Source organism: Brachybacterium paraconglomeratum, assembly GCF_003994255.1.
GTDB lineage: Bacteria > Actinomycetota > Actinomycetes > Actinomycetales > Dermabacteraceae > Brachybacterium > Brachybacterium conglomeratum.
Window position 1 is genome coordinate 886,195 of record NZ_ML133851.1, and the last position, 20,196, is coordinate 906,390.

Here is a 20,196-nt window from a genome sequence, read left to right on the forward strand (position 1 = left end):
CATGGGCGCTCTGTTCGCCCACCATTCCAGGAGGTCGCCAGGCCATGACATGGAAGACGGGCGAGGATCCGATCCCGGAAGCACGCGCGGCCCTGGACCGGCTGCGCGACCGGGTCGCGGGCGAGGTCGTGGAGCCCGGCCATCCGGACTACGACGCGGCGCGGGCGGTGTGGAACGGGCGCGAGGACCGCTTCCCCTACCTGGTGGTGCGCGCCGCGACGGTGGACGACGTGCTGCCCGTGCTGGAGGCCGTGCGGGAGACGGGCCTGCCGCTCGCAGTGCGCGGCGGCGGGCACTCCGTCGCAGGGCTCGGCACCGTCGACGACGGGATCGTGCTGGATCTCGGCGCGCTGCGCGAGGTCACCGTCGATCCCGCGGCCCACCTGGTCACGGCCGCGCCCGGGGCGCGGGTCGGGGACGTAGACGCCGCGACCGCGCCGCACCGGCTCGCCGTGCCGCTGGGCACCGTCCCCTCCCCCGGCATCGCCGGGATGACCCTCGGCGGCGGGGTGGGCTGGCTGTCGCGGAAGGCCGGGCTCAGCCTGGACCGGCTCGAGGCCGCCGACGTGCTCCTCGCCGACGGCCGGCTCGTGCGCGCGAGCGAGGAGGAGCACCGGGACCTGTTCTGGGCCCTGCGCGGCGGGGGCGGGAACTTCGGCGTGGTCACCGCGTTCACCTACCGGGCCGTGCCGATGCCGGAGACGGTGCTCGGAGCGAGCCTGTACTACCGACGGGCGCAGTGGCGGCGAGCGCTCGGCGCCTTCGAGCGCTGGAGCCGCGACCTGCCCGACGAGCTCGCCGCGGTGGTCTCGGTCGCCTCGCCGCCGCCCGAGGGCGGGTTCGGGGACGCTTCGTGGCTGGCGATCCACAGCGTCTGGATCGACGAGGACCATGCCGCGGGCGAGGCGCTGATCGGCGCGCTGCGCCGCGCGCTGCCTCCGGACCGCGAGCTGATCGGGCCTGTCAGCTGGGAGGCCTGGCAGGGCGCGCGCAGCGAGGCGGTGCCGACCGGGGCGCGCGGGCTCTGGCGCAACGCGAGCTTCCGCAGCCTGGACGAGGAGGTGCTCGACGCTCTCGCCGCCGTCGCCGAGGCGCTGCCCGGGCCGGGCGCGAGCCTGGACCTGCACCTGCTCGGCGGGGCGTTCGCCCGCGTGCCGGAGGGGGCGACCGCCTTCCCTCACCGCGGCGGGCGGCTCATGGTCTCGATCCATCTCGCCTGGCAGGACCCCGGGGAGGACGCCCGCTTCCGCGCCTTCGCCGAGCGGGCCGCGGCCGAGCTCGCCCGGCTGCGTGAGCGCGGCGAGTACGTCAACTTCCGCTCCATCGAGCGGACCCGGCCCGTGCCCGAGGTGACCCGCGAGGCGTACGGGGCGGAGACCTACCGGCGCCTGCAGCGGGTCAAGCAGGTCTACGACCCGGGGAACATGTTCCGCCGCACCCTCAACGTGGCGCCGCAGTGATCAGACCAGCCGCAGGCCCCGCCACCGGTTCACTGCGGCGTGGATCTCGAGCGCGCGGGGCCGGGCGAGATGGCCGGGATGGCCGCGGTGGGGCGAGAGGGTCTCGAGGCCGCCGCTCTCGATCCGGTCGACGAGCACCTGGACCGCGTCCTCGAGCGGGAGCCGACCGTCCTCGGCGAGCAGGTCCGCGAGGCGGTCCAGGGCGTGGGCGACGCCCTGGGTCTGCGCGGGATCGAGCAGCTGGGAGACGGCGGAGAGGTCGAGGTGCTCGCGGCCGAGCCGGATCGTGTCGCGGCCGCGGGCGGAGGCGGGCTTGCGGGCGTCCGCGGGGCGGAGGGAGACCGGGTCCGGCAGCCGGGGCCGCGGCGCGGTGAACACGGGCGCTGCCGGGGGCTGCGCCTCCTCGGCGAGGGCGCGGGCCTCGGCGGTGACGTCGCAGGGGGCGTAGGAGTCCATCGCGATCACGTGGTCGGCGACGTCGAAGAAGGCGCCGGAGCCGCCCGCGACCAGCACGGTGGAGACCCCGCGCTCGGCGAACAGGGGCCGGACACGATCCACGAACGGGGTGATCGGTTCGCGCTCGGAGGGGATCAGCGCGCGCATCCTCGCGTCGCGGAGCATGAAGTTCGTGGCGGAGGTGTCCTCGTCGATCAGCAGCGCCGACGCGCCGGCGTCGGCCGCCTCGATCAGCGAGGCAGCCTGTGAGGTGGAGCCCGAGGCGTTCGAGGTGGTGAAGGAGCGGGTGTCGGTCCCCGAGGGCAGCCCGCTGATGAACGGGGAGATGTCGACGCCGGTCACGGCCCGGCCGTCCTCGGCGCGGATCGCGGCGGCGTCGGCCCGGGTGATCACCCATTCGCGGCCGTCGCCCGCCACGTGCGGATGGATGCCGCGTTCGAGGGCGCGCAGCAGCGTGGACTTGCCGTGGAAGCCGCCGCCGACGATGACGGTGACCCCCTCGGGGATGCCCATGCCGCTCACCCGTCGGCCGCTGGGCAGATCGATCTCGACGCGCAGCGAGGCCGGGCTCTCGAAGGGGACTGCGTCCTCGATCAGCGGCAGCTCGGAGTCTCCGGAGCGGCGGGGCAGGATCGCGCCGTCGCCAACGAGGGCCACGAGACCCCGCCCGGCGAGCCGGTCGCGCAGCGCCTCCTGGTCGCGGTGGAGGGCGACATGGGCGCGCAGCGCCTCCGCGTCGTGGCGGGCGTGGAACAGGACGGCCTCGGCGATCCGGGGCAGGTCCTCGGTGAGCAGGCGCGCAGCGCGTCGGCCCTGGATGCGGCGGCCGGAGGCGGGCAGCTCGGCCGCGAGGCGCGCCTCGATCCCGTCGTCGGCGACGGCGATGGTGGTGCGCTCGAGCACCTCCTGGCCCGGGGCGCCGACGTCGACCCGCTCCCCGCTGTGCGAGGCGGTCTCGGTGAGCGCCCGCGCCAGGAAGTCAGAGGTCGCGACGTGTCCGTGCCGGTCGGCGAGGAGGTCCTCCGGGAAGCCCGCCGCGGCCCGGTCCACGACCAGGCGCATGAGCGAGGGCGGCGCGAAGGGGTCGGCCTGCACGTGGTCGATCAGGAGTCGGCACGTGCCCAGGTCGTAGCTGCCGCGCAGCTGCTTGTAGGAGCCGTAGCCGCGGCCGTCGATCGAGGAGAGGAGCTGGGTGAGGCGGGCGGAGTCGGAGGTCATCGCCCGGCCCATGCTAGGGGTGGACGAGTGAGCGGACGACACCGCGACAATCCGCCGGCCGTCACTTCCTGCCGGCGGAGGCGTCCTCGCCGAGTTCGGTGACGTAGGCGGCGAAGATGTCCTGGCGCAGCGAGTCGATCTGCTTCTTCAGGGTCTTGCGCTGCTTGGCGGTCGATCCCGGAGCGGCCAGGAGCTGCGCAGCGCGCGAGGCGGAGTCGAGCTTCGCGGACCAAGCGGCCGCCTTCGCGGCCTCCTGCTCGTCATCGGCCGACTCGGTCAGCAGCGTGACCTGCTCGCGGAGGGCATCGAGCGTCGCGAGCATCGCCTCGGGCGTGGCCTTGTCGTGGCGCCTCAGCTTCTCGAGCTGCTCCTTCACGTAGTCCCAGACCTCGGGGTTGTCCCTCAGCATCTGAACCAGCCGGATCACGAACGGCGTGGCCATGCCGAGGAAGGAGATCGCCTTCTTCAGCCCGCCGCCCTTGGTCTCCACCTGTGCGCTCTTCTTCGCCGCCATCGCTGCCCCCCTCGTCGAGTACAGCGTCACGATACGGCGTGGGACCGACGGGATCCGGGAGGCCGGCGACGGGCTGTACAAACGCCGCGCATCGCTCGTGGTCACTCGTACGTGGCGACGAACTGACTCAGCGTACGGATCGTCGACGGTGGCGTCCCGCCCGCGCCGACGAACTCCTGCCAGAGCGCCTTCGCCTCTTCCATCGTGACGAGGCCCCTCCTGCGAGCCAGACGGAGCAGACGCCATGTTCCGACGCACTCGATCGGCTTCGCCCAGTACATGGCCGCGCGGTCGTCCGTCACGAATACCGCGCGGAGCCTCCGTTTCTGGATGAGCGTGATCGACTCGGCCTCGCCCAGATGCTGTTGGGGGTGGTCTCCCGGCGATGCCATCTGGCGGCGGAGCTGTCGGATCGAGAGGTGCTCGGAGGGTTCAGGCAGGAGCGGCTCTCCCAGGAGGCGATCCGCAGCGTCGACCAGTCCGGGCAGCAGCTGTTGCTCCTTCCTCGCACACTCGGTGCGGATCGACCCCGTCCAGCGGACGTTCTCGCGCAGGAGCGGTCCGAGCACAGGGATCAGCCCTGGGCGATGGAAGTTCACGAGGACCGACGTGTCGTGGAAGAACAGCAGGGGCGCGTCGGTCACCGGTGATCAGCCGATCAGCTCGGCGAGCGCGTCGTCGGAGAGCTCCTCGGCGGCCGCCGGTTCGTCCACCTCGAGGGACGTCACGGGGACGCCGAGCATCCACGCGAGCGTCCCCTTGCCGACAGCACCCTCCGCGATCTGCTCGAGGTGCGCCTCCTGGAGCCAGGTCGGGAAGCGTCGCTCCCCCGCGTCCCGCATGCGCCGGGTGATGGGATCGCCGACCTTCGCCCCGGTCCAATGTCGGCGCAGCAGCTTCTGCGTGCTCCACGTCAGGACCTCGGCAACCTCGGCCGACGGGGTGAGCTCCAGCTTCTTCAGCCTCCGTGACAGAGCACCGGTGGAGATGCCCCAGGTCCAGACGAGCTCGGCGACCTCTGCAGGACGGATCTCTGCCCAGTCGATCTGCTGCAGTGTGACGGCAGGCAGCAGCAGCTCGGCGGCGAAGGCGTTCGCCTCACGCTCCTTCACATCGGCGAGCGCGGTGCCCGGGACGACGCCCTCGTGCCTGAGCGCGAGATGTCCCAGCTCATGGGCGAGCGACCAGTTCTCGTGGAACCAGTTGCCGCTCTCAGGCAGCAGAATGACCGGCCGCTCCTCGACGAGGAACGAATAGGCGGTACTGGGGCCATCGATCCGGACCACGTCGACCTCGATCTCCGCCAGACGATCGACGAACGGCCGCACGAAATCGGGATGGAGAAGGCGCCGGATCCCCTCGACGTCCGACGGGAGCTCGAGAGGCGCTCGCACCGGCGAGATTTGCGCGTAGGCGAGCCGCACGTCGGCGAGCAGGGAGTGGTCCTCGTCGAGGCCGGCGACGCTGCGCGCCCCCGTGTCGTGGTCGAAGGAATGGCGCGCGGCGAGCACAAGGCGATGAGGATCCGGCGCCCCGGTGATCAGCTCGTGCACGTCCGCATCCAGCACCTCTGCGATGGCGGCGAGCTCGACAGCAGCGAAGCCTCGCTGGTCGCGGAGCGCACGGGAGAGCGCGTCGGGAGTCATCCCGACGCGCTGGGCGAGCTCCTTCTGCTGCATCCCTGCGCCGTGCATCGCCGCACCGACACGGCCGCCGATCGTCGTCATGCCTCTACCGTACGCCCCGATTGGGATTATCCCAATCGCTATGTGGACGAGGCCACGCGGGGGGCAGAGGTTCCCGTCCCGGTACAGCGCCAGAAAAGCTCCTGCACCTGCGCCGAGTACTCGATGACGGTGTACGACGTCTCCCCGGAACCCCTGGTGCGCTCGACCTCGACCACTCCCAGCAGCTCTCGCGCCAGCGACGGCGTTCCCTTCGACGGGCGGCGAGCCGGGCCTCGACCCACCGACCGTCCCGCCGCGCTCAGGACGAGCGCAGCACCGCGTTCGCGATCAGCAGGTCGAGTCGGCGCACGTCGATGTGCTTGCCGACGGCGATCTTGATCCGGCCCGCGCGGGTCCACAGCTCGATCTCGGCGTTGAGGTCGAGGGTGCCGGCGTTCTCCGAGGACCACATGTTGATCGCGGAGTAGGGCAGCGAGTAGATCTCGACCTTCTTGCCTCGGATCCCCTGGGCGTCGCGCACGATCAGCCGCTTCGTGGTGAACACGGCCGAGTCGCGGAACGTCTTGTACGCCGCGATCGCCCGCTCCTCGGGCACCAGCAGGGCGGTGACGTCCTGCGGGATCGGGCACTCCTCGACGAAGGTCCACGACGTGATCGCCGATACCGATGCGTCCAACTTCTTCTCCTCATCTCCCCCGGCGGCGCCGGTGCGCCGCAGTGACGAGATCGAAGATAGCGCCAGGTGGGGACGGACGAATCATCGATGGTCCCCTCGCGGACAGCGCCTCCTCTGTCCCCGCTCCCTGAGATGATCGAGCGATCACCACCCCTGCCCGGAGAGGATCCTCGTGGGACTGCTCGATCGCTTCCGCGGCCGCGCCTCGGCGTCGTCCGCGACGCCGCCTCCCGCTCCGTCGGGGGCTCCTCGTTTCGCGGTGATCGACGTGGAGACGACGGGACTGGATCCGGAGCGTGAGCGAGTGCTGGAGCTCGCGATCCTGCGGGCCGACGAGCAGGGCCGGCCCATCGACCAGTGGGTGACGCGCTTCCACCCGGGCGGGCCGGTGCGCGCCACGCACATCCACGGCATCACCGAGGCGGACGTCGCCGGGGCCCCGCGCTTCGCGGACCTCGCCGTGCAGATCGGCACCGCGCTGCAGGGCCTGGTCCTCGTCGCGCACAACGCCGAGTTCGATCTCGCGTTCCTCCAGGCGGAGTTCGCCCGGGCCTCGCTGCCGATGCCGCGGGTGTCCACCTACTGCACCCTGCAGGGAAGCACCGTCTATCTTCCCCACCTGCGTCGGCGCACGCTCGCCGAGTGCTGCGCGGCGCTCGGGGTGACCCACCAGCAGGCGCACTCCGCGCTCGGGGATGCCTATGCGGCGGCCGGGCTGCTCGAGCGGTATCTCGCGATGGACCGGCAGACGGGGTACGAGGCCCCGCTGACCGCGTCGCGGGCGCTGCGGGGTGGGGCGGCGGCTCGAACGTCCGCGGCTCCGGTGTCCCCGGGGCCGACGGCCGCGGCAGTGCCGTCGTCTCCGCGCCCGGCCTCCGCGGCACAGGCCTCCGCACCCGCCCCGCCCTTGCCCAGCAGCGCCCTCAGGCCGACGGCGTCGTCCGCGGCGATGCCGCGCCGAGCGGTGCCCGCGGCCTCGGCTACGTCGGCCCCCGGGAAGCCTGCCGGCGCGGCACAGGCCACCGGTTCGAACCCGGTCGACGCGCCGGCCCCAGACGTGGACCTCTCCCCCACCGCGATCCGGGCGTGGGCGCGCGAGCAGGGCATCCCCGTCGGCGACCGTGGGCGGTTGAAGGCCGAGCTCGTGGCGCAGTACCGAGCGGCGATGGGGCTGGAGGCCGAGGCATCGGCGGCGCCCTGTGCTTCGTCGGCCCGGCCCGCGCCCTCCGCGATGCCGGCCCCTCCCATGATCACTGAGCCGCCGGCGCAGCCCGCGCCCGCTACCCCGTCGGCAGCCTCCGCATCCGCCGAGACGTCGTCGGCCCCGCTGGTGATCACCGACGAGTTCGCCGCCGCGCTCGAGCACCTGCACGCCGGCCACCACCTGTTCCTCACCGGCAAGGCCGGCACCGGCAAGTCGACGCTGATCAGGCACTATCTCGAGCAGACCGACCGCTCCACGATCACCGTCGCACCCACCGGCATCGCGGCGCTGAACGTGGACGGGTACACGATCCACCGCCTGTTCTCCTTCCCGCTCGGGGTCACCGAGGAGCAGGTGCGCGGCGGCTCCTATTACCCGGGCCGCTTCGCGAGGGCGCTGAAGGAGCTGGACACGCTGATCATCGACGAGGCGTCGATGGTGAGGGCGGACCTCTTCGATGCGCTCACCGCCGCGCTCGAGCAGTACGGCCCGCGGCCCGGCACCCCCTTCGGCGGGGTGCAGCTGGTGCTCGTCGGCGACCTGTACCAGCTGCCGCCGGTGGTGACCGATCACGAAGCGGGCTGGATCGAGGAGCGCTACGGCACCCCGTTCTTCTTCTCCGCCCACTCCTTCGACGAGGACACGTTCCCGGTGGTGGAGCTGTCGACCGTGTTCCGCCAGCAGGGCGATGACCAGCTCGTGGACCTGCTGAACGCGGTGCGGGAAGGGACGCTGCTGGAGGAGCCGCGGGGCGAGCTGAACCGTCGGACCGACCCGGACTTCGAGCCCGGGCTGGACGAGTTCTGGCTGACGCTCGCCACCACCAACCGGATCGTCGGCGCGCGGAACCGGCAGATGCTCGAGCGTCTGCCCGGCCCGGTGCAGACCTTCACCGCGCAGACCAGCGGGGACACCGACGGATTCGAGAAGCCCACCGAGGAGACGCTGCGGATCGCGGTGGGCGGGCAGGTGATGCTGCTGAACAACGACCCTCTGGATCGCTGGGTCAACGGCACGCTCGGCCGGATCACCGCGATCGGCGCCGACTCCAACGGGCCGGTGGTCACCGTGCTGCTGCGCGACGGCCGCACCGAGCAGGTGCGCGAGTACACCTGGGAGATCACGCGCCCGAGCGTCGAGGGCGGTGCACTGGTGCATCAGGTGATCGGCACGTTCACGCAGCTGCCGATGAAGCTGGCCTGGGCGATCACGATCCACAAGTCCCAGGGTCAGACCCTGGACCGGGTGGTCGTGGACCTCACCGGCGGCACCTTCGCGAACGGCCAGCTGTACGTGGCGCTGTCGCGGTGCACGAGCCTCGAGGGGCTGGTGCTGAGGCGCGAGGTGCTGCCACGGGACCTGAAGACCGATCAGCGCGTGCGGCGCTATCTCGCCAGCGGCACGTCCGGGACCGAGACGCTCGGCGAGGCGTACCTGTCGGTGCTGACCGTGGGCACGACCGGGGACCGCTGGCGGCCGCGGCCGGTGGAGATCGCGGTGGTCACCGACGACGGCGACGAGATCTCCACCGTCGTGAACCCCACCTCCGACCTGTTCTCCGCACGGGACGAGTTCGGGATCACCACGCGGGACGTGCAGCTCGCGCCGCGGCTTGCGGAGGCGTGGCCGGCGCTGTCGGCGCTGCTGGCCGGGCGGGTGCCCGTCGGCGTGCACATCGACCGTCAGCTCGCCCACATCGACTTCGAACTCAAGCGCAACGGGATCGTCGAGCCGGTGCCGCTCGGGCTGGACGTGCCGGGCAGGCTGCTCGGCGCCGGCGAGCGCGCCCGGTTGAACGCGCCGACAGCGCTCGAGCGGGCCCGGGCGGTGCGCGACGCGGTGCGGCGCGTGCGGGCCGCGGGAGCGGAGCTGCCCGGCAGCGGGATGGCGTTCCGGCAGGTCGTGGCGGGGCACGGCTATCTACTCGCCCGCACGACGGGGCCGACGGGGACCAGCGCCCCGACGGGCTTCGTCGTCGGCGGGAACCTCGGCGCGCAGGACGACGCCGCCGAGGTGCTCGCCCACCTGCTCGAGGGGACCTGGCAGCGGATCCTCTCCCCCGATCAGGAGGTCCTCGAGCGCCTGCGCGGGGTCGAGGAGCACTTCGGCGTGCGGGTGCTGCCCGAGGGCTTCGAGGCGACAGGCCCGACCATCGCGGCCGACGTGCTCGTGCCGGGGGCGCGGGTGTGCTTCTCCGGCACCGTCCACTCGCCCCGGCACGGCTGGCTGGAGAAGGAGCAGCTGCACGCCATGGCCGAGGCGCGCGGGCTCCGGGCCGTCCCGACCCTCACCAAGACCCGGACGGACGTGCTGGTCGTCGCCGAGGCCGGCTCGCAGTCGAGCAAGGCGAAGAACGCGGCGAGGTGGGAGAAGCCGGTGATCACGGCGGAGGAGTTCCTGGAGTGGGTGGGATGAACCGCAGCGACGACCGCTACCTGGTCATCCGGGGAAGGAGATGGCGACGCACGGACCCGGCGCTGGACGCCGACGTGGTCCGGGCGCTGAAGAGCCATCTGGGCAGAGCCCGCTCCCAGATCGGGCGCGCCGGCCGCGACGACGACCCGGCGAGCGTCCGCTCAGCTCGCGACCGCGTCCAGCTTGCCAAGGAAGGCCTCGGAGAGCGCGGCCCCGCATGGTGGGAGCGCCCCGAGGACGAGCGCCGCCGCCAGGCCGCGGACCGACTCGCTCGACTCGAGCGGCTGGACGCCTCAGCCCGCGATGCCGACACGGACGACGACGGCGGGGAACAGCCCCACCATGGTGAGCGTCCAGAGGGTGTGGACGAAGAGCGCCCCGGCGAGTGAGCCGGAGGTCTCGCGAGCCCACATCGCCACCGGTCCCAGCAGGAGGGCCATCACCGCGAGAGCAGGGCTGCCGGTGCACAGCGTGACGAGCGCGTACACCGCGGTCGGGACCACCCAGCGGGCCGAGCCGGTGAGCAGCCGAGGCAGCGCACCGCGGAAGAACACCTCTTCAGCGGCGCCCGCCACCAGCGCGACCGCGAGCACACCCCAGCGCCCGTCGGCCGCTGCGGCGACGGGACCTGCCACCCACGGGGCAGTGGCCGGGACACCGGCCAGGACCAGACCGCCCGCCAGCGAGGCCGCGGCCAGGCCGACGCCCGCGACGGCCACCGCGACCACCGGTGCGCGCCCCGGGGCCCGGCCGGCGAGATCCGAAGGTGCCAGGCGCATGATCAGCAGCCCGCCGACGGTCCAGGTCAGGGCGATTCCCAGTGCCCAGCCGGCGACGCTCCCCGACCCCCCGCCCTCGGCGCGCAGCGACGCGGCCAGGAGCGGCGCAGCCACCACGACGGCGAGGCCGGCCACCCACCACGCGCCGGGACGGGGGGCGGGAGGATCGGGGCTCATCCGCCTAGCGTACGAGGCCGCTCCCCGCGCCGGGGCGAGCCGGGTCTTGCTCGGGGCCGCGGGCTCGTATAGACCTGACGCACGGCTCGCGACACGGGAGCACGGACACGGAGGTAGAGCATGCGCGTTCTCGTCATCGGAGCCGGGGGGTATGTGGGGAGCCGGCTGATCCCCGCACTGCTGGAGGACGGGCACCAGGTGGTCGCCGGGGCCCGGAACCTCCACAAGCTCGACGCCTTCTGGTGGAGCGACACCGTCGACAGGGTCGAGCTGGATGCGACCGAGGACGACTCCGTGCGTGCCGCGATCGCCGCGGACCCGGCGCTGGAGGCGGTGGTCTACCTGGTCCACGGCATGGGAGGAGAGGACTTCCGGGAGGTGGATCGCGCCGCCGCCCGGCGCGTGCGCGCCGCCGTCGACGCGTCCGAGGTGAAGACCCTGGTCTACCTCTCGGGCATCATCCCGGACATCCCCCGCGAGGAGCTCTCCGAGCACCTGGCCTCCCGCCTCGAGGTCGAGGAGGAGCTCTCCGCGGCGCGATGCCGCTTCGTGGGCCTGCGGGCCGCAGTGGTGCTCGGCGCGGCCTCGACCAGCTTCGAGCTGATGACCCAGCTGGCCCACCGCCTCCCGGTGACCGTGTTCCCGGACTGGATGGACCATCTGGTCGAGCCGATCGGCGTGGTCGACGCCGTCGCCGCGATCCGGGCCGCCGTGACCACCGAGAGCGCCCACGGCGTGTACGACATCGGCGGGGGCGAGGTCATCGCCTATCCGCAGCTCGTCCAGAAGGTCCTCGAGCTCACGGACCAGGAACGGCCCGGGTTCTCGGTCCCGGTGATGCCCCAGGCCCTGGTCACGGCGGTGGGATCGTGGCTCTCCGACATCCCCGCCCCGACGGTCACCGCGCTGATGGAGAGCCTGCGCGAAGACATGGTCGCGCGGGACGAGCGGTGGCTCTCCGAGCTGCTGCCGGACGGCCATGCAGCGCGGGTGACGATCGACGAGGCCCTGCGCCGCAGCCTGGCCGCACCGGACGTGAGCCGCAGCCCCCGGGATCGGGATCCGCTCGCGGTCATGCCCGGCGATCCCTCCTGGGCGACCAACGGCGAGGGTCAGGAACGGGTGCTGGAGTTCAAGCAGGGCGGATGAACACCGGCCGGCTCGCGACGACCCCGGCGAGGAGCTGCCCGACCAGCACCACGCACAGCACGATCAGCGGCACGGTCCAGCTGCCGGTCGCGCCGTGGAGCGCGCCGATGCCGAGCGGGCCGAGACCGGCGATCAGGTAGCCGAAGCCCTGCGACATCGTCGAGAGATGGCCGGTGAGGTGCGTGGTCGGCGAGCGCCACACGATGTAGGTCAGCGAGAGACTGATCGAGGCGCCGAGCCCGAGGCCCAGCAGCGTCATCCATGCCACGGCTCCGCTCGCGGGCGCGATGATCAACCCGAGATAGGCGGCGCCGAGGAGCAGCACGGCCACGACGGGCGGCAGCCACGTCGGCCGCATCCTCGCCGCGAGCGTCGGTGCGAGCAGGGCGGCGAGCGCCGCCGGGAACGCAGAAAAGGCGATCATCCCGCCGGCGGCGGTCACGTCCATCCCGGCGTCCTGCAGGATGGTCGGCACCCAGGTCACCGTCGTGTAGTAGCTGACGCTCTGCAGCCCCATGAACCCGGTGACGGCGATGGCGGTGGGGTCGGTGAGGATCGCTCGCAGCGGCGTGCTCCCCCGGGTGCTCGGGGCGTCGGCGACCGCGCTGCCGGAGCGCAGGCGTCCGGGCGAGCGGAGCAGCTGTGGAAGCCACACGAGAAGGGCCAGCCCGGCCGGGAGCGCCCAGATCGCCAGCGCAGAGCGCCAGCTGCCGCCGAGGACCGGCAGCAGCGGCGCGGTCAGCCCGGAGGCGAAGGCCGCACCGACGAACAGCGACATCGTGTACAGGCCCATCAGCAGCCCGGCGCGGTGGGCGAAGTCCTGCTTGATCGCCGCGGGCATCACGACGTTCCCCACCGCGATCGCGATGCCGACGAGCACGGTGCCGGCGAAAAGGGCGGTCATGCTCGGCTCGTGCCGCAGCAGGTTCCCCGCCGCGAGCACCAGCAGCACGATCCCGAGCAGTCGGTGCATGCCGAGCCGCCGGGTCAGGCCCGGGGTGAGGAACGCGAACGCCCCGAACACGAACACGGGGATCGTGGTCAGCAGGCTCACGACGGTCGCCGACAGGCCCAGCGAGGCACGGATCTCGCCGATCACCGGCCCGATCGCGGCGACGCCGACGCGCAGGTTCAGCCCGATCAGGATCAGTCCGACGCCGAGCAGCAGCAGGGCCGCGCGGCCGGGGGGCCTCCCGGCGGGCTCGCGCACCTCTGCGGGGGCGGGCGGCGCGCCGGTGGGGACGGGGAACACCTCCGCCGCGGCGGTGTCCGTGGAGCCGGTCGTCATGGGGGCCTTGCCGATCACGAGGGGATGAGAGGGGTGCCGGCCCGGCGGGCCGCTGCGCTGCGGGGTGCCGGGAGTCGGTCACTCGTTGCAACCTACGCCCCTTGGTTGGCGTATGCGCAACCCTCGTCCGGAATCGTGCGGGCCGCGGTGTGGCACGCCGTGCTCTCGGTGTTCGTCGGGAAGTGCGCCGGTCGGGGGGACACGATGATCTGTCGGATCCCCGCCCTACTCTCATCCCATGATCATGATCCTCGGCGACGAGCCGCCGGAGCCGTATGCGGAGCCGCGCGGCACCTGCCCCGTGTGCGGTTCACACCAGGTGATCCACCATCCGCTCGGCGGTCCGGACCCGCGGCTCACCGAGGAGGACCCGCCGTGGGTCCACTGGCAGGGATGCCTCCTGGTCTTCAGCGACCGGACGTGCGAGGGCTGCGGTGCCGGGTGGAACATGGAGCGCGACGAGGAGGACGACGAGGAGTGAGCAAGGGCTGATCCCGGCATCCGGCTCCGGCCCGGCCGGTGAATCTGCTGGTCAACAGTGCCGGCTTCGGCCTGCCGCTCGCCTTCGAGCGCAACGACATCGAGGACGAGGCACGGCATCTGCGCCTCCACGTCGAGGTGCCGATGCGGCTGATGCACGCGGCGCTGCCGGGCATGCTCGAGCGCCGCTCCGGCACGATCCTGAACATCGCCTCTGCCTCCGCGGTGATGCCGCGCTCCACCTACGGGGCGGTGAAGAACTGGCAGGTGCAGTTCTCCCGCTGGGCCAGCGGCGCCTACCGGCCCCGCGGCGTGACCGTGACCGCGGTGTGCCCGGGCTACACGCACACCGACTTCCACGCCCGGCTGGGCCTGCCCCGCGGCGAGGAGGGGATCCCGGACTGGCTGTGGCTGGAGGCGCCGCGGGTGGTCGAGGAGTCACTGCGCGATGCCGGACACGGGAAGGCCGTCTCCGTCCCGAGTCGGCGCTACACCGCGATCTGGACCGCCGCCCATCTCGCCCCCTCGGGGCTCATGGCACGGCTCGCCGCGCGGGGGCGGTGAGCGAGGCAGTTCCCGGGGAGTGCCCGTCGGCCGCCGCTCCCAAACGCGGCGCTCCGAGCCGATGTCGGCACCCGTCGCCGCGGGAGAACGGCGAGGCGAGCCCGGAGTGTCTGCTGATGGGGCGTCGGGGGGCGTCGGGCTGCACCCCGCCTCTCATGCGAGCGTGAGGAACAGCTTCTCGAGCTCCTTGCGGTCCAGGTCCTTCTCCGGGCTGGTCATGCACTGCTCCATACCGCTGGCGATGATCGCGAAGCCGGCGCGGTCCAGCGCCTTGGAAACGGCGGAGAGCTGCGTGACGACGGCCTTGCAGTCCTTGCCCTCCTCGATCATCCGGGTGACGGCCGCGAGCTGCCCCTGGGCGCGCTTGAGGCGGTTGACCACAGGGGTCATGTCGTCGGGGTTCAGGTCCATGGCGCTCTCCTCGGGTCGGTCCGCACACCCCAGACTATACCCCCAGGGGTGTCTTGCATACCCCCCAGGGTATATGGCAGGCTCGGCGGCGGAGGCGGTCGCGCCGCGAGCCTCCGACCCTTCTCTCGAAAGGCCGCTCGTGACACCCACCCTCGCGCTCACCCTGCTGCTGGCCGTGCTCATCGGAGTCTCCCTGGGACTGCTCGGCGGCGGGGGCTCGATCCTGACGGTGCCGATCCTCGCCTACGTGGCGGGACTTCCGGCCAAGGAGGCGATCGCCGCCTCGCTCGTCGTGGTCGGCGTGACCTCGGCCGTCGGCGCCGTCAGCCACGCCCGCGCCGGCCGGGTGCGGTGGCGCACCGGGGTGAGCTTCGGGGCCGCCGGGATGGCCGGGGCCTTCCTGGGCGGGCTCCTCGGCGGACACATCCCGAGCGCGGTGCTGATGATGGCGTTCGCACTGATGATGATCGCGACGTCGGTCGCGATGCTCCGGGGCCGACGGGGCGCGCCCGCGGAGGAGGGACCGACCCGGGAGCCGTCCGCGGGCAGGATCGTGCTCGAGGGGCTCGCGGTGGGCCTGGTCACCGGACTCGTCGGCGCGGGCGGCGGCTTCCTGGTGGTGCCCGCGCTGGCGCTGCTGGCCGGACTGCCGATGCCGGTCGCCGTGGGCACGTCGCTGGTGGTCATCGCGATGAAGTCATTCGCAGGTCTCGCCGGCTATCTCACCTCCGTCTCGCTGGACTGGGCCCTGGTGGGCGGGGTGACGCTGGCGGCCGTACTCGGCTCCCTGCTCGGCGCGCGAGCGGCAGGCCATCTCCCCGAACGGGCGCTGCGCACGGGCTTCGGGGTGTTCGTGCTCGCCATGGGGGCCCTCGTCCTCGTGCAGGAGCTCCCGCGCGCCGCCGGCGCCGTCGTCGTCGGAGTCGTGGCGCTTCTCGCCCTGCTCGCCGCCGGATGCTGGATGCTGGTGTCGTCCCGTCCGCTGCGCATCGCCCGACCCGCCTCGCATACCCCCCGGGGTACCTGATACCCTCGGGGGTATCCCATTCGGCGCCCATCCCGCACACCCACTGGAGGAACGATGCTTCTCGAACGGATCTATGACGAGGACCTGTCCCAGGCCGGCTACTTCATCGGCTGTCAGGCGCAGAAGGAAGCGCTGGTGGTCGATCCGCGGCGCGACATCCAGGTCTACCTCGATCTCGCCGCCCACCACGGCATGACGATCACGGCCGTGGCCGAGACCCACATCCACGCCGACTTCCTCTCCGGCACCCGCGAGCTCTCCGCCGCCACCGGCGCCACGGCGTACGTCTCCGGCGAGGGCGGCGAGGACTGGCAGTACGGCTTCGAGGCCGAGCGCCTGCACGACGGCGAGTCGATCCAGCTGGGCAACATCACCGTCACCGCCCGCCACACCCCGGGCCACACCCCCGAGCATCTCAGCTACCTGGTCACCGACGGCGCCTTCGCCGACGAGCCCGGCTACTTCCTCACCGGCGACTTCGTGTTCTCCGGCGACCTGGGCCGCCCGGACCTGCTGGACGAAGCCGTGGGCATGGAGGACACCCGCTTCGCCGGCGCGAAGCAGCTGTTCGCCTCCCTGAAGAGCGCGTTCCTCACCCTCCCCGATCACGTGCAGGTGTTCCCCGGCCACGGCGCCGGCTCCGCCTGCGGGAAGGCGCTGGGCGCGCTGCCCTCCACCACGGTGGGCTACGAGCGGAGGTTCGCCTGGTGGGGTCCGTTCCTGGAGAACGACGACGAGCAGGGCTTCATCGACGAGCTGCTGGACGGCCAGCCCGACGCCCACGCCTACTTCGCCCGCATGAAGCGGCAGAACACCGACGGCCCCGCCCTGCTGGGCGAGCGCCCCGACCCGCGCGAGGTGGCTGCCGGGGAGCTCTCCGGCGGCCTCGCCGACGGCTCGCTCGCCCTGGTGGACACCCGTCCCGTGGCGGAGGTGCATGCGGGCACGGTGCCCGGCGCGCTGTCGATCCCCTCCCTCGGCAAGGCCGCCACCCACATCGGCTGGGCCTTCGACCCCGAGGCCGACGACGCCCAGCTGGTGGTGCTCGCGCCCGACGCGGCCACCGCCGCCGCCTACGGCGACCACTTCGTGCGGGTGGGCGTGGACGCGCTCACCGGCTACATCCCCTCCCTGGACGGGCTGGAGCTGTCCGCCCCCGCCACCGTGGCCCCGGCGGACCTCGCCGCGCTGCGCGCGCAGGAGCCGCATGCGCACCTGCTGGACGTGCGCACGCGCACCGAGCACGCCGCCGGCACGGTGGACGACGCCGACCAGCTCTCCGCCGGCAAGGTGCTCTTCCACCCCGGCGACCTGCCCGCGAAGGACGCCGGGCGCCTGATCACCTTCTGCCAGTCCGGGCTGCGCAACTCCGTGGCCGCGGCCGCTCTGCGCCGCGCCGGCTACGACGTGGTGGAGCTGGAGGGCAGCTACGCCGGCTGGTCCCGCTGGGCCGCCGCACAGAACGACCTGGGGACCGCCGGAGAGGACGCCCGATGACCGCCACCCCCACCACGCGCACCGTGACCCCTGCCGAGCTCGCCCACCGCCTCAGCACGGACCCCGAGCTGATGGTGATCGACGTGCGCACCCCCGGCGAGTTCGAGACCGTCCACATCCCCGGCTCCCACAACGTGCCGCTGGATCTGCTCACCGCCCACACCGACACGCTCGCCGGCCGCATGGGCGAGCACGTGGTGCTGGTGTGCCGCTCCGGCGCCCGCGCCGGGAAAGCCTGCGAGGCGCTGCAGCAGTCCGGCCTGGAGGGCATCGACGTGCTCGACGGCGGCATCGCCGCCTACCAGGACGCCGTGGGCGGCGTGAACCGCAGCGGCGGCCGCTGGGCGATGGACCGCCAGGTGCGGATGACGGCAGGCACCCTGGTGCTCGCCGGCACCCTCGCCGGGCAGCTGGTCCACCGGCGCCTGGGCCTGGTCGCGGGCGCGATCGGCGCAGGGCTCACCTACTCGGCGCTCAGCGACACCTGCGCCATGGCCGCGGTACTCGCCAGGATGCCGTGGAACCGCACGGCCGACTCCCCCACCGTCGAGACCGCCCTGGTGCCCGGCGGCGTCGCGGCGCGCTGAGGCCACCCGACGAGGTCACCCGACCGGCGCCGGAGCCCGCCGCTCCGGTGCCGGGCGGCCTCCCCCCCCCTCCCCGGGGCGTGCCGGACCGTGCCCCGCACCCCGCTCATACCCCTCCTCTCTCACCTCTCACCGAAGGAGCACGCCATGTGCCGAGCCACCACCTGCAACACCTGCGGCAAGACCACCTGGGCCGGCTGCGGCCAGCACGTCGACCAGGTCATGAAGAACGTCCGCCCCGCCGACCGCTGCCCCGGCCACGCCGAGGCGGCCCCGGAGAAGGGCTTCTTCGCCCGGCTGCTGGGTCGCTGAGGCCGCCACCGCTTCGCCCTCCTGCAGGGCGACCGCGTCCTGGCCGTTGACCTGCATCCACACGATCCGCTTCGCCGGCCCCCTGACCCGACACCGCGGCTCAGCGGGTCAGCGCCTCCCGGGCAAGGGAAGTCGCCTCCGGGGAGAAGCAGAAGCCCCGCTCGCTGAGCCGCGACGTCACGGTGCCGGTGTTGGCGAGCAGATGCCAGGCAGGCAGGTCGAGGATCGCCCCGGTGGTGACGGGGCCGGACTCGCTCGGTCCGATGGTCGCGGTGAGGACGCGCGCGATCTCGACCATCGGCAGCGGCAGTCCCGGTTTCGTCGTCGCGACGTAGGTCAGGAGCACCACCTGGGCGAGCTCCTCGGTCTCGTACCTGCTCGGGACGAGGGAGTCCAGGAAGAGCTCTCGCACATTGCTGGTCCGGTAGTACGCCCTGGCGCGTCGCGTGAACAGGAGGGCGCCTTTGTGCTTCCGCAGGATCCCGGCGCGCTGCAGGGAGGTGCGGAACATCTGCAGCGGAACGGCGTGGACCTCGCGGTCGTTCATGCCGATCCAGTCCGCCATCTGCGGCAGGACCGCACTCGCGGCCTCGACGTCGGCAGGACGGAGGTAGCCGGCGCCGGTCAGCGGGATGCCGCCTTCGGCGTCGGCTCGCTCGAGGAACCAGGTCAGGGCGCGCAAGGCCGACTCGACTGCGCTGTCCGGGAGCGGGGCGAGCGGGGCGCCGAGCAGCAGAGCTCGGTCCATCAGGTCCTGTCCTGCGCGGGCGCGGCCGATCAACGTCAACGGCTCGACGAGGAGCGTGGGAACGACGTCGGCCTCCGGGCCGGTCAGCATCGTCGTGCCCGACCAAAGTTCCAGGTCCAGGGCCGCGACGTCGAAGAACGCCGGGTCCTCCAGGAGGGTCTTCAGGTCCTCCTCGTCCCGCAGGCCGCCGCAGTCCTCGGGCGGTGCTGCGCGGCTCCCGCCCGTGGCCCGGGCCGGGGCGTCGCCCTCCCCCGCCTCTCGCACGGACTCGACGACGATCCCGAGATCCCAGCCGTCGCCGTAGTCGTAGAGGTACTCCAGGGTGTCGCCCTCGCTCTGCAGCAGTTCGCCGAGCCGCACCTCGCCGGCGGGAATGCCGTCCGGATCCTCTCCCTCCTCTACGTCGAACTCGCACAGGAACTGCTGCGCGTCCCCATCGAACGGGGCGCCGCCGGCGGCGAAGCGCCACAGGTGGTAGCCCGCCCAGCCGAAGGCGGTCTGGAGCACGGTGTGCACGTCCTCGAGGGAGAGGTCGCTGCGCAGCTCGAGACGGCGCCAGATCGGCGGGGTCGAATGGTGGAGGTCGACGCGGACGGTGAGTACCTGGACGGTCGCAGGCTGCCGCCGGCGTCGGTCGACGGACACGTCACCGAACACCTCGGCGTCGAGCCCGGACGTGATCTCGTGGAAGCGGGCGAGGACGTCGTCCTGGGCGTCGTCGGTGGAGGACATGAAGTGATCGTAGAGCGGGGGCGGGGCGTCGACCATGCCGTCGTGCAGTCCAGCATCCTCGACAGCGGCGAGTCCGATTGTGTTTCGGTCGCGAGGTCCCTACTCTTCCGACGAAGAGGGTCCCGTGGGTCCCTCGCTCGTGATCGCCGAGCAGGTCGTCGAGCCGAAGAAGCAGGGCTTCGCCACGGGATCGAGACCGCTCTTCCAGGACCATCACTCTCTGCGCCCGGCTCGGCGCGCGCTGGAGTCATGATGCCTGCCACCCAGCTCAGCCGCCGTGCACGTCTGCGCCAGAAGGTCCTTCGCGAGCCATACCAGAGCGCTTTGCGGGAAACTCGTGCCACTCCCCCGGGATCACCGGTCGTGCCGGCGGCCACCACGGCGCAGGCGATCCTCGAAGGAGCGATCTTCTCAGGGATCCGCACTCTCCACGTCCCCTACCACGCTCGGTCCCGCCTTCCAGCAACCGTCCCGGGATGGCTGGACGTTCAGCGATTGCGCCCGGAACCCGCGCACCTCGACATAGAGGTCGGTCGCACAGGGGCCGCGCAGACACTCGCCGGGCTCTTCGCCGACTACCTCGAGGAGCCGGGCAATGGCCCGATTGCCGCCGCAGGCATTCGTATGAGGGACAGTCGAGGGGCCGCAGAGTTCTTCCGGCCCGGCCACTCCGGCGCAGTGCGATTCAGTTGAGTCCCCGATAGTGGTGTAGCGCGGTGGCCCTGTGATCGTCCCGGACAAGGACGCGGCCACCGTGTGATCCTTCGAGTGAACCTCTCACAGCACTCTCGAACGGAGTCATCACGATGACCGC

20 protein-coding genes are annotated in these 20,196 nt (G+C 72.4%); 11 read left to right on the forward strand and 9 right to left on the reverse strand.

Annotated elements, in window-relative coordinates; genetic code table 11:
- Positions 1–44 precede the first annotated feature (44 nt).
- Complete coding sequence (locus DS079_RS03995) at positions 45–1,460, forward strand: FAD-binding oxidoreductase (RefSeq protein WP_126985011.1); 1,416 nt, start codon at positions 45–47, stop codon at positions 1,458–1,460.
- On the opposite strand, the gene DS079_RS04000 is transcribed toward DS079_RS03995, so the two are convergent.
- The 5 genes from DS079_RS04000 to DS079_RS04020 all read right to left on the reverse strand — a co-directional run bounded on the left by DS079_RS04000 (position 1,461) and on the right by DS079_RS04020 (position 6,012).
- Positions 1,461–3,134, reverse strand: a complete 1,674-nt coding sequence (locus tag DS079_RS04000; RefSeq protein WP_126985013.1) for an ABC-ATPase domain-containing protein — start codon at positions 3,132–3,134, stop codon at positions 1,461–1,463. It abuts the gene before it with no gap.
- 61 nt (positions 3,135–3,195) lie between these two features.
- Positions 3,196–3,648 carry a hypothetical protein gene (locus tag DS079_RS04005; protein ID WP_126985015.1) on the reverse strand — a complete coding sequence of 151 codons (453 nt, stop codon included), beginning with the start codon at positions 3,646–3,648 and terminating at the stop codon, positions 3,196–3,198.
- A 101-nt stretch (positions 3,649–3,749) separates the two neighbouring features.
- A complete protein-coding gene (locus tag DS079_RS04010) occupies positions 3,750–4,292 on the reverse strand; it encodes a hypothetical protein (protein ID WP_126985017.1) in 543 nt (180 codons plus the stop codon).
- A gap of 6 nt (positions 4,293–4,298) precedes the next feature.
- The gene (locus tag DS079_RS04015; RefSeq protein WP_126985019.1) at positions 4,299–5,375 is read right to left on the reverse strand and encodes a helix-turn-helix domain-containing protein; all 1,077 of its coding nucleotides are present in this window, start codon (positions 5,373–5,375) and stop codon (positions 4,299–4,301) included.
- A 259-nt stretch (positions 5,376–5,634) separates the two neighbouring features.
- Positions 5,635–6,012: a PH domain-containing protein gene (locus DS079_RS04020; protein ID WP_062948362.1), complete on the reverse strand. Its 378-nt coding sequence runs from the start codon at positions 6,010–6,012 to the stop codon at positions 5,635–5,637.
- Between the two features lie 172 nt (positions 6,013–6,184).
- Between DS079_RS04020 and DS079_RS04025 the strand changes: the two genes are divergently transcribed.
- Together DS079_RS04025 and DS079_RS04030 are read left to right on the forward strand one after the other, a co-directional pair.
- Positions 6,185–9,631, forward strand: coding sequence for an exonuclease domain-containing protein (locus tag DS079_RS04025; protein ID WP_241237529.1), 3,447 nt, complete (start codon positions 6,185–6,187; stop codon positions 9,629–9,631).
- On the forward strand, positions 9,628–10,020 hold the full coding sequence (locus DS079_RS04030) for a biopolymer transporter Tol (RefSeq protein ID WP_309298667.1): 393 nt from the start codon (positions 9,628–9,630) through the stop codon (positions 10,018–10,020). The genes DS079_RS04025 and DS079_RS04030 overlap by 4 nt, the downstream gene beginning before the upstream one ends.
- On the opposite strand, the gene DS079_RS04035 is transcribed toward DS079_RS04030, so the two are convergent.
- Positions 9,925–10,587 (reverse strand): CPBP family glutamic-type intramembrane protease, encoded by a 663-nt coding sequence (locus tag DS079_RS04035; protein ID WP_126985021.1) that lies wholly within the window; start codon positions 10,585–10,587, stop codon positions 9,925–9,927. The genes DS079_RS04030 and DS079_RS04035 overlap by 96 nt on opposite strands.
- 120 nt (positions 10,588–10,707) lie before the next feature.
- On the opposite strand from DS079_RS04035, the gene DS079_RS04040 reads away from it, so the two are divergent.
- Positions 10,708–11,736: an NAD(P)H-binding protein gene (locus DS079_RS04040; protein WP_126985023.1), complete on the forward strand. Its 1,029-nt coding sequence runs from the start codon at positions 10,708–10,710 to the stop codon at positions 11,734–11,736.
- Here the strand turns inward: DS079_RS04040 and DS079_RS04045 are convergent.
- Positions 11,720–13,042, reverse strand: coding sequence for a CynX/NimT family MFS transporter (locus DS079_RS04045; protein WP_241237530.1), 1,323 nt, complete (start codon positions 13,040–13,042; stop codon positions 11,720–11,722). The two genes, DS079_RS04040 and DS079_RS04045, sit on opposite strands and share 17 nt — an antisense overlap.
- Positions 13,043–13,262: 220 nt before the next feature.
- Here DS079_RS04045 and DS079_RS04050 point away from each other — a divergent pair, with 220 nt between their 5' ends.
- Positions 13,263–13,505: a hypothetical protein gene (locus DS079_RS04050; RefSeq protein ID WP_126985025.1), complete on the forward strand. Its 243-nt coding sequence runs from the start codon at positions 13,263–13,265 to the stop codon at positions 13,503–13,505.
- 38 nt (positions 13,506–13,543) lie between these two features.
- Positions 13,544–14,068 (forward strand): SDR family NAD(P)-dependent oxidoreductase, encoded by a 525-nt coding sequence (locus DS079_RS04055; RefSeq protein WP_126985027.1) that lies wholly within the window; start codon positions 13,544–13,546, stop codon positions 14,066–14,068.
- A 153-nt stretch (positions 14,069–14,221) separates the two neighbouring features.
- Here DS079_RS04055 and DS079_RS04060 read toward each other — a convergent pair whose 3' ends face one another.
- Complete coding sequence (locus DS079_RS04060; protein WP_010549885.1) at positions 14,222–14,479, reverse strand: metal-sensitive transcriptional regulator; 258 nt, start codon at positions 14,477–14,479, stop codon at positions 14,222–14,224.
- Between the two features lie 139 nt (positions 14,480–14,618).
- On the opposite strand from DS079_RS04060, the gene DS079_RS04065 reads away from it, so the two are divergent.
- The 4 genes from DS079_RS04065 (at position 14,619) to DS079_RS17020 (ending at position 17,902) form a co-directional block, all read left to right on the forward strand.
- Positions 14,619–15,506 (forward strand): sulfite exporter TauE/SafE family protein, encoded by an 888-nt coding sequence (locus DS079_RS04065; protein WP_126985029.1) that lies wholly within the window; start codon positions 14,619–14,621, stop codon positions 15,504–15,506.
- Positions 15,507–15,560: 54 nt separating this feature from the next.
- Complete coding sequence (locus tag DS079_RS04070; protein WP_126985031.1) at positions 15,561–17,003, forward strand: MBL fold metallo-hydrolase; 1,443 nt, start codon at positions 15,561–15,563, stop codon at positions 17,001–17,003.
- Entirely contained in the window at positions 17,000–17,590 is a 591-nt protein-coding gene (locus DS079_RS04075; protein WP_010549882.1) for a rhodanese-like domain-containing protein, read from the forward strand. Before DS079_RS04070 ends, DS079_RS04075 begins: the two co-directional genes overlap by 4 nt.
- A 147-nt stretch (positions 17,591–17,737) precedes the next feature.
- On the forward strand, positions 17,738–17,902 hold the full coding sequence (locus DS079_RS17020; RefSeq protein ID WP_164736084.1) for a hypothetical protein: 165 nt from the start codon (positions 17,738–17,740) through the stop codon (positions 17,900–17,902).
- A gap of 100 nt (positions 17,903–18,002) precedes the next feature.
- On the opposite strand, the gene DS079_RS04080 is transcribed toward DS079_RS17020, so the two are convergent.
- The gene (locus tag DS079_RS04080; protein ID WP_164736085.1) at positions 18,003–19,382 is read right to left on the reverse strand and encodes a plasmid pRiA4b ORF-3 family protein; all 1,380 of its coding nucleotides are present in this window, start codon (positions 19,380–19,382) and stop codon (positions 18,003–18,005) included.
- Positions 19,383–19,506: 124 nt separating this feature from the next.
- On the opposite strand from DS079_RS04080, the gene DS079_RS17590 reads away from it, so the two are divergent.
- Positions 19,507–19,635: a hypothetical protein gene (locus DS079_RS17590; protein ID WP_271190673.1), complete on the forward strand. Its 129-nt coding sequence runs from the start codon at positions 19,507–19,509 to the stop codon at positions 19,633–19,635.
- The last annotated feature ends 561 nt before the right edge of the window (positions 19,636–20,196 follow it).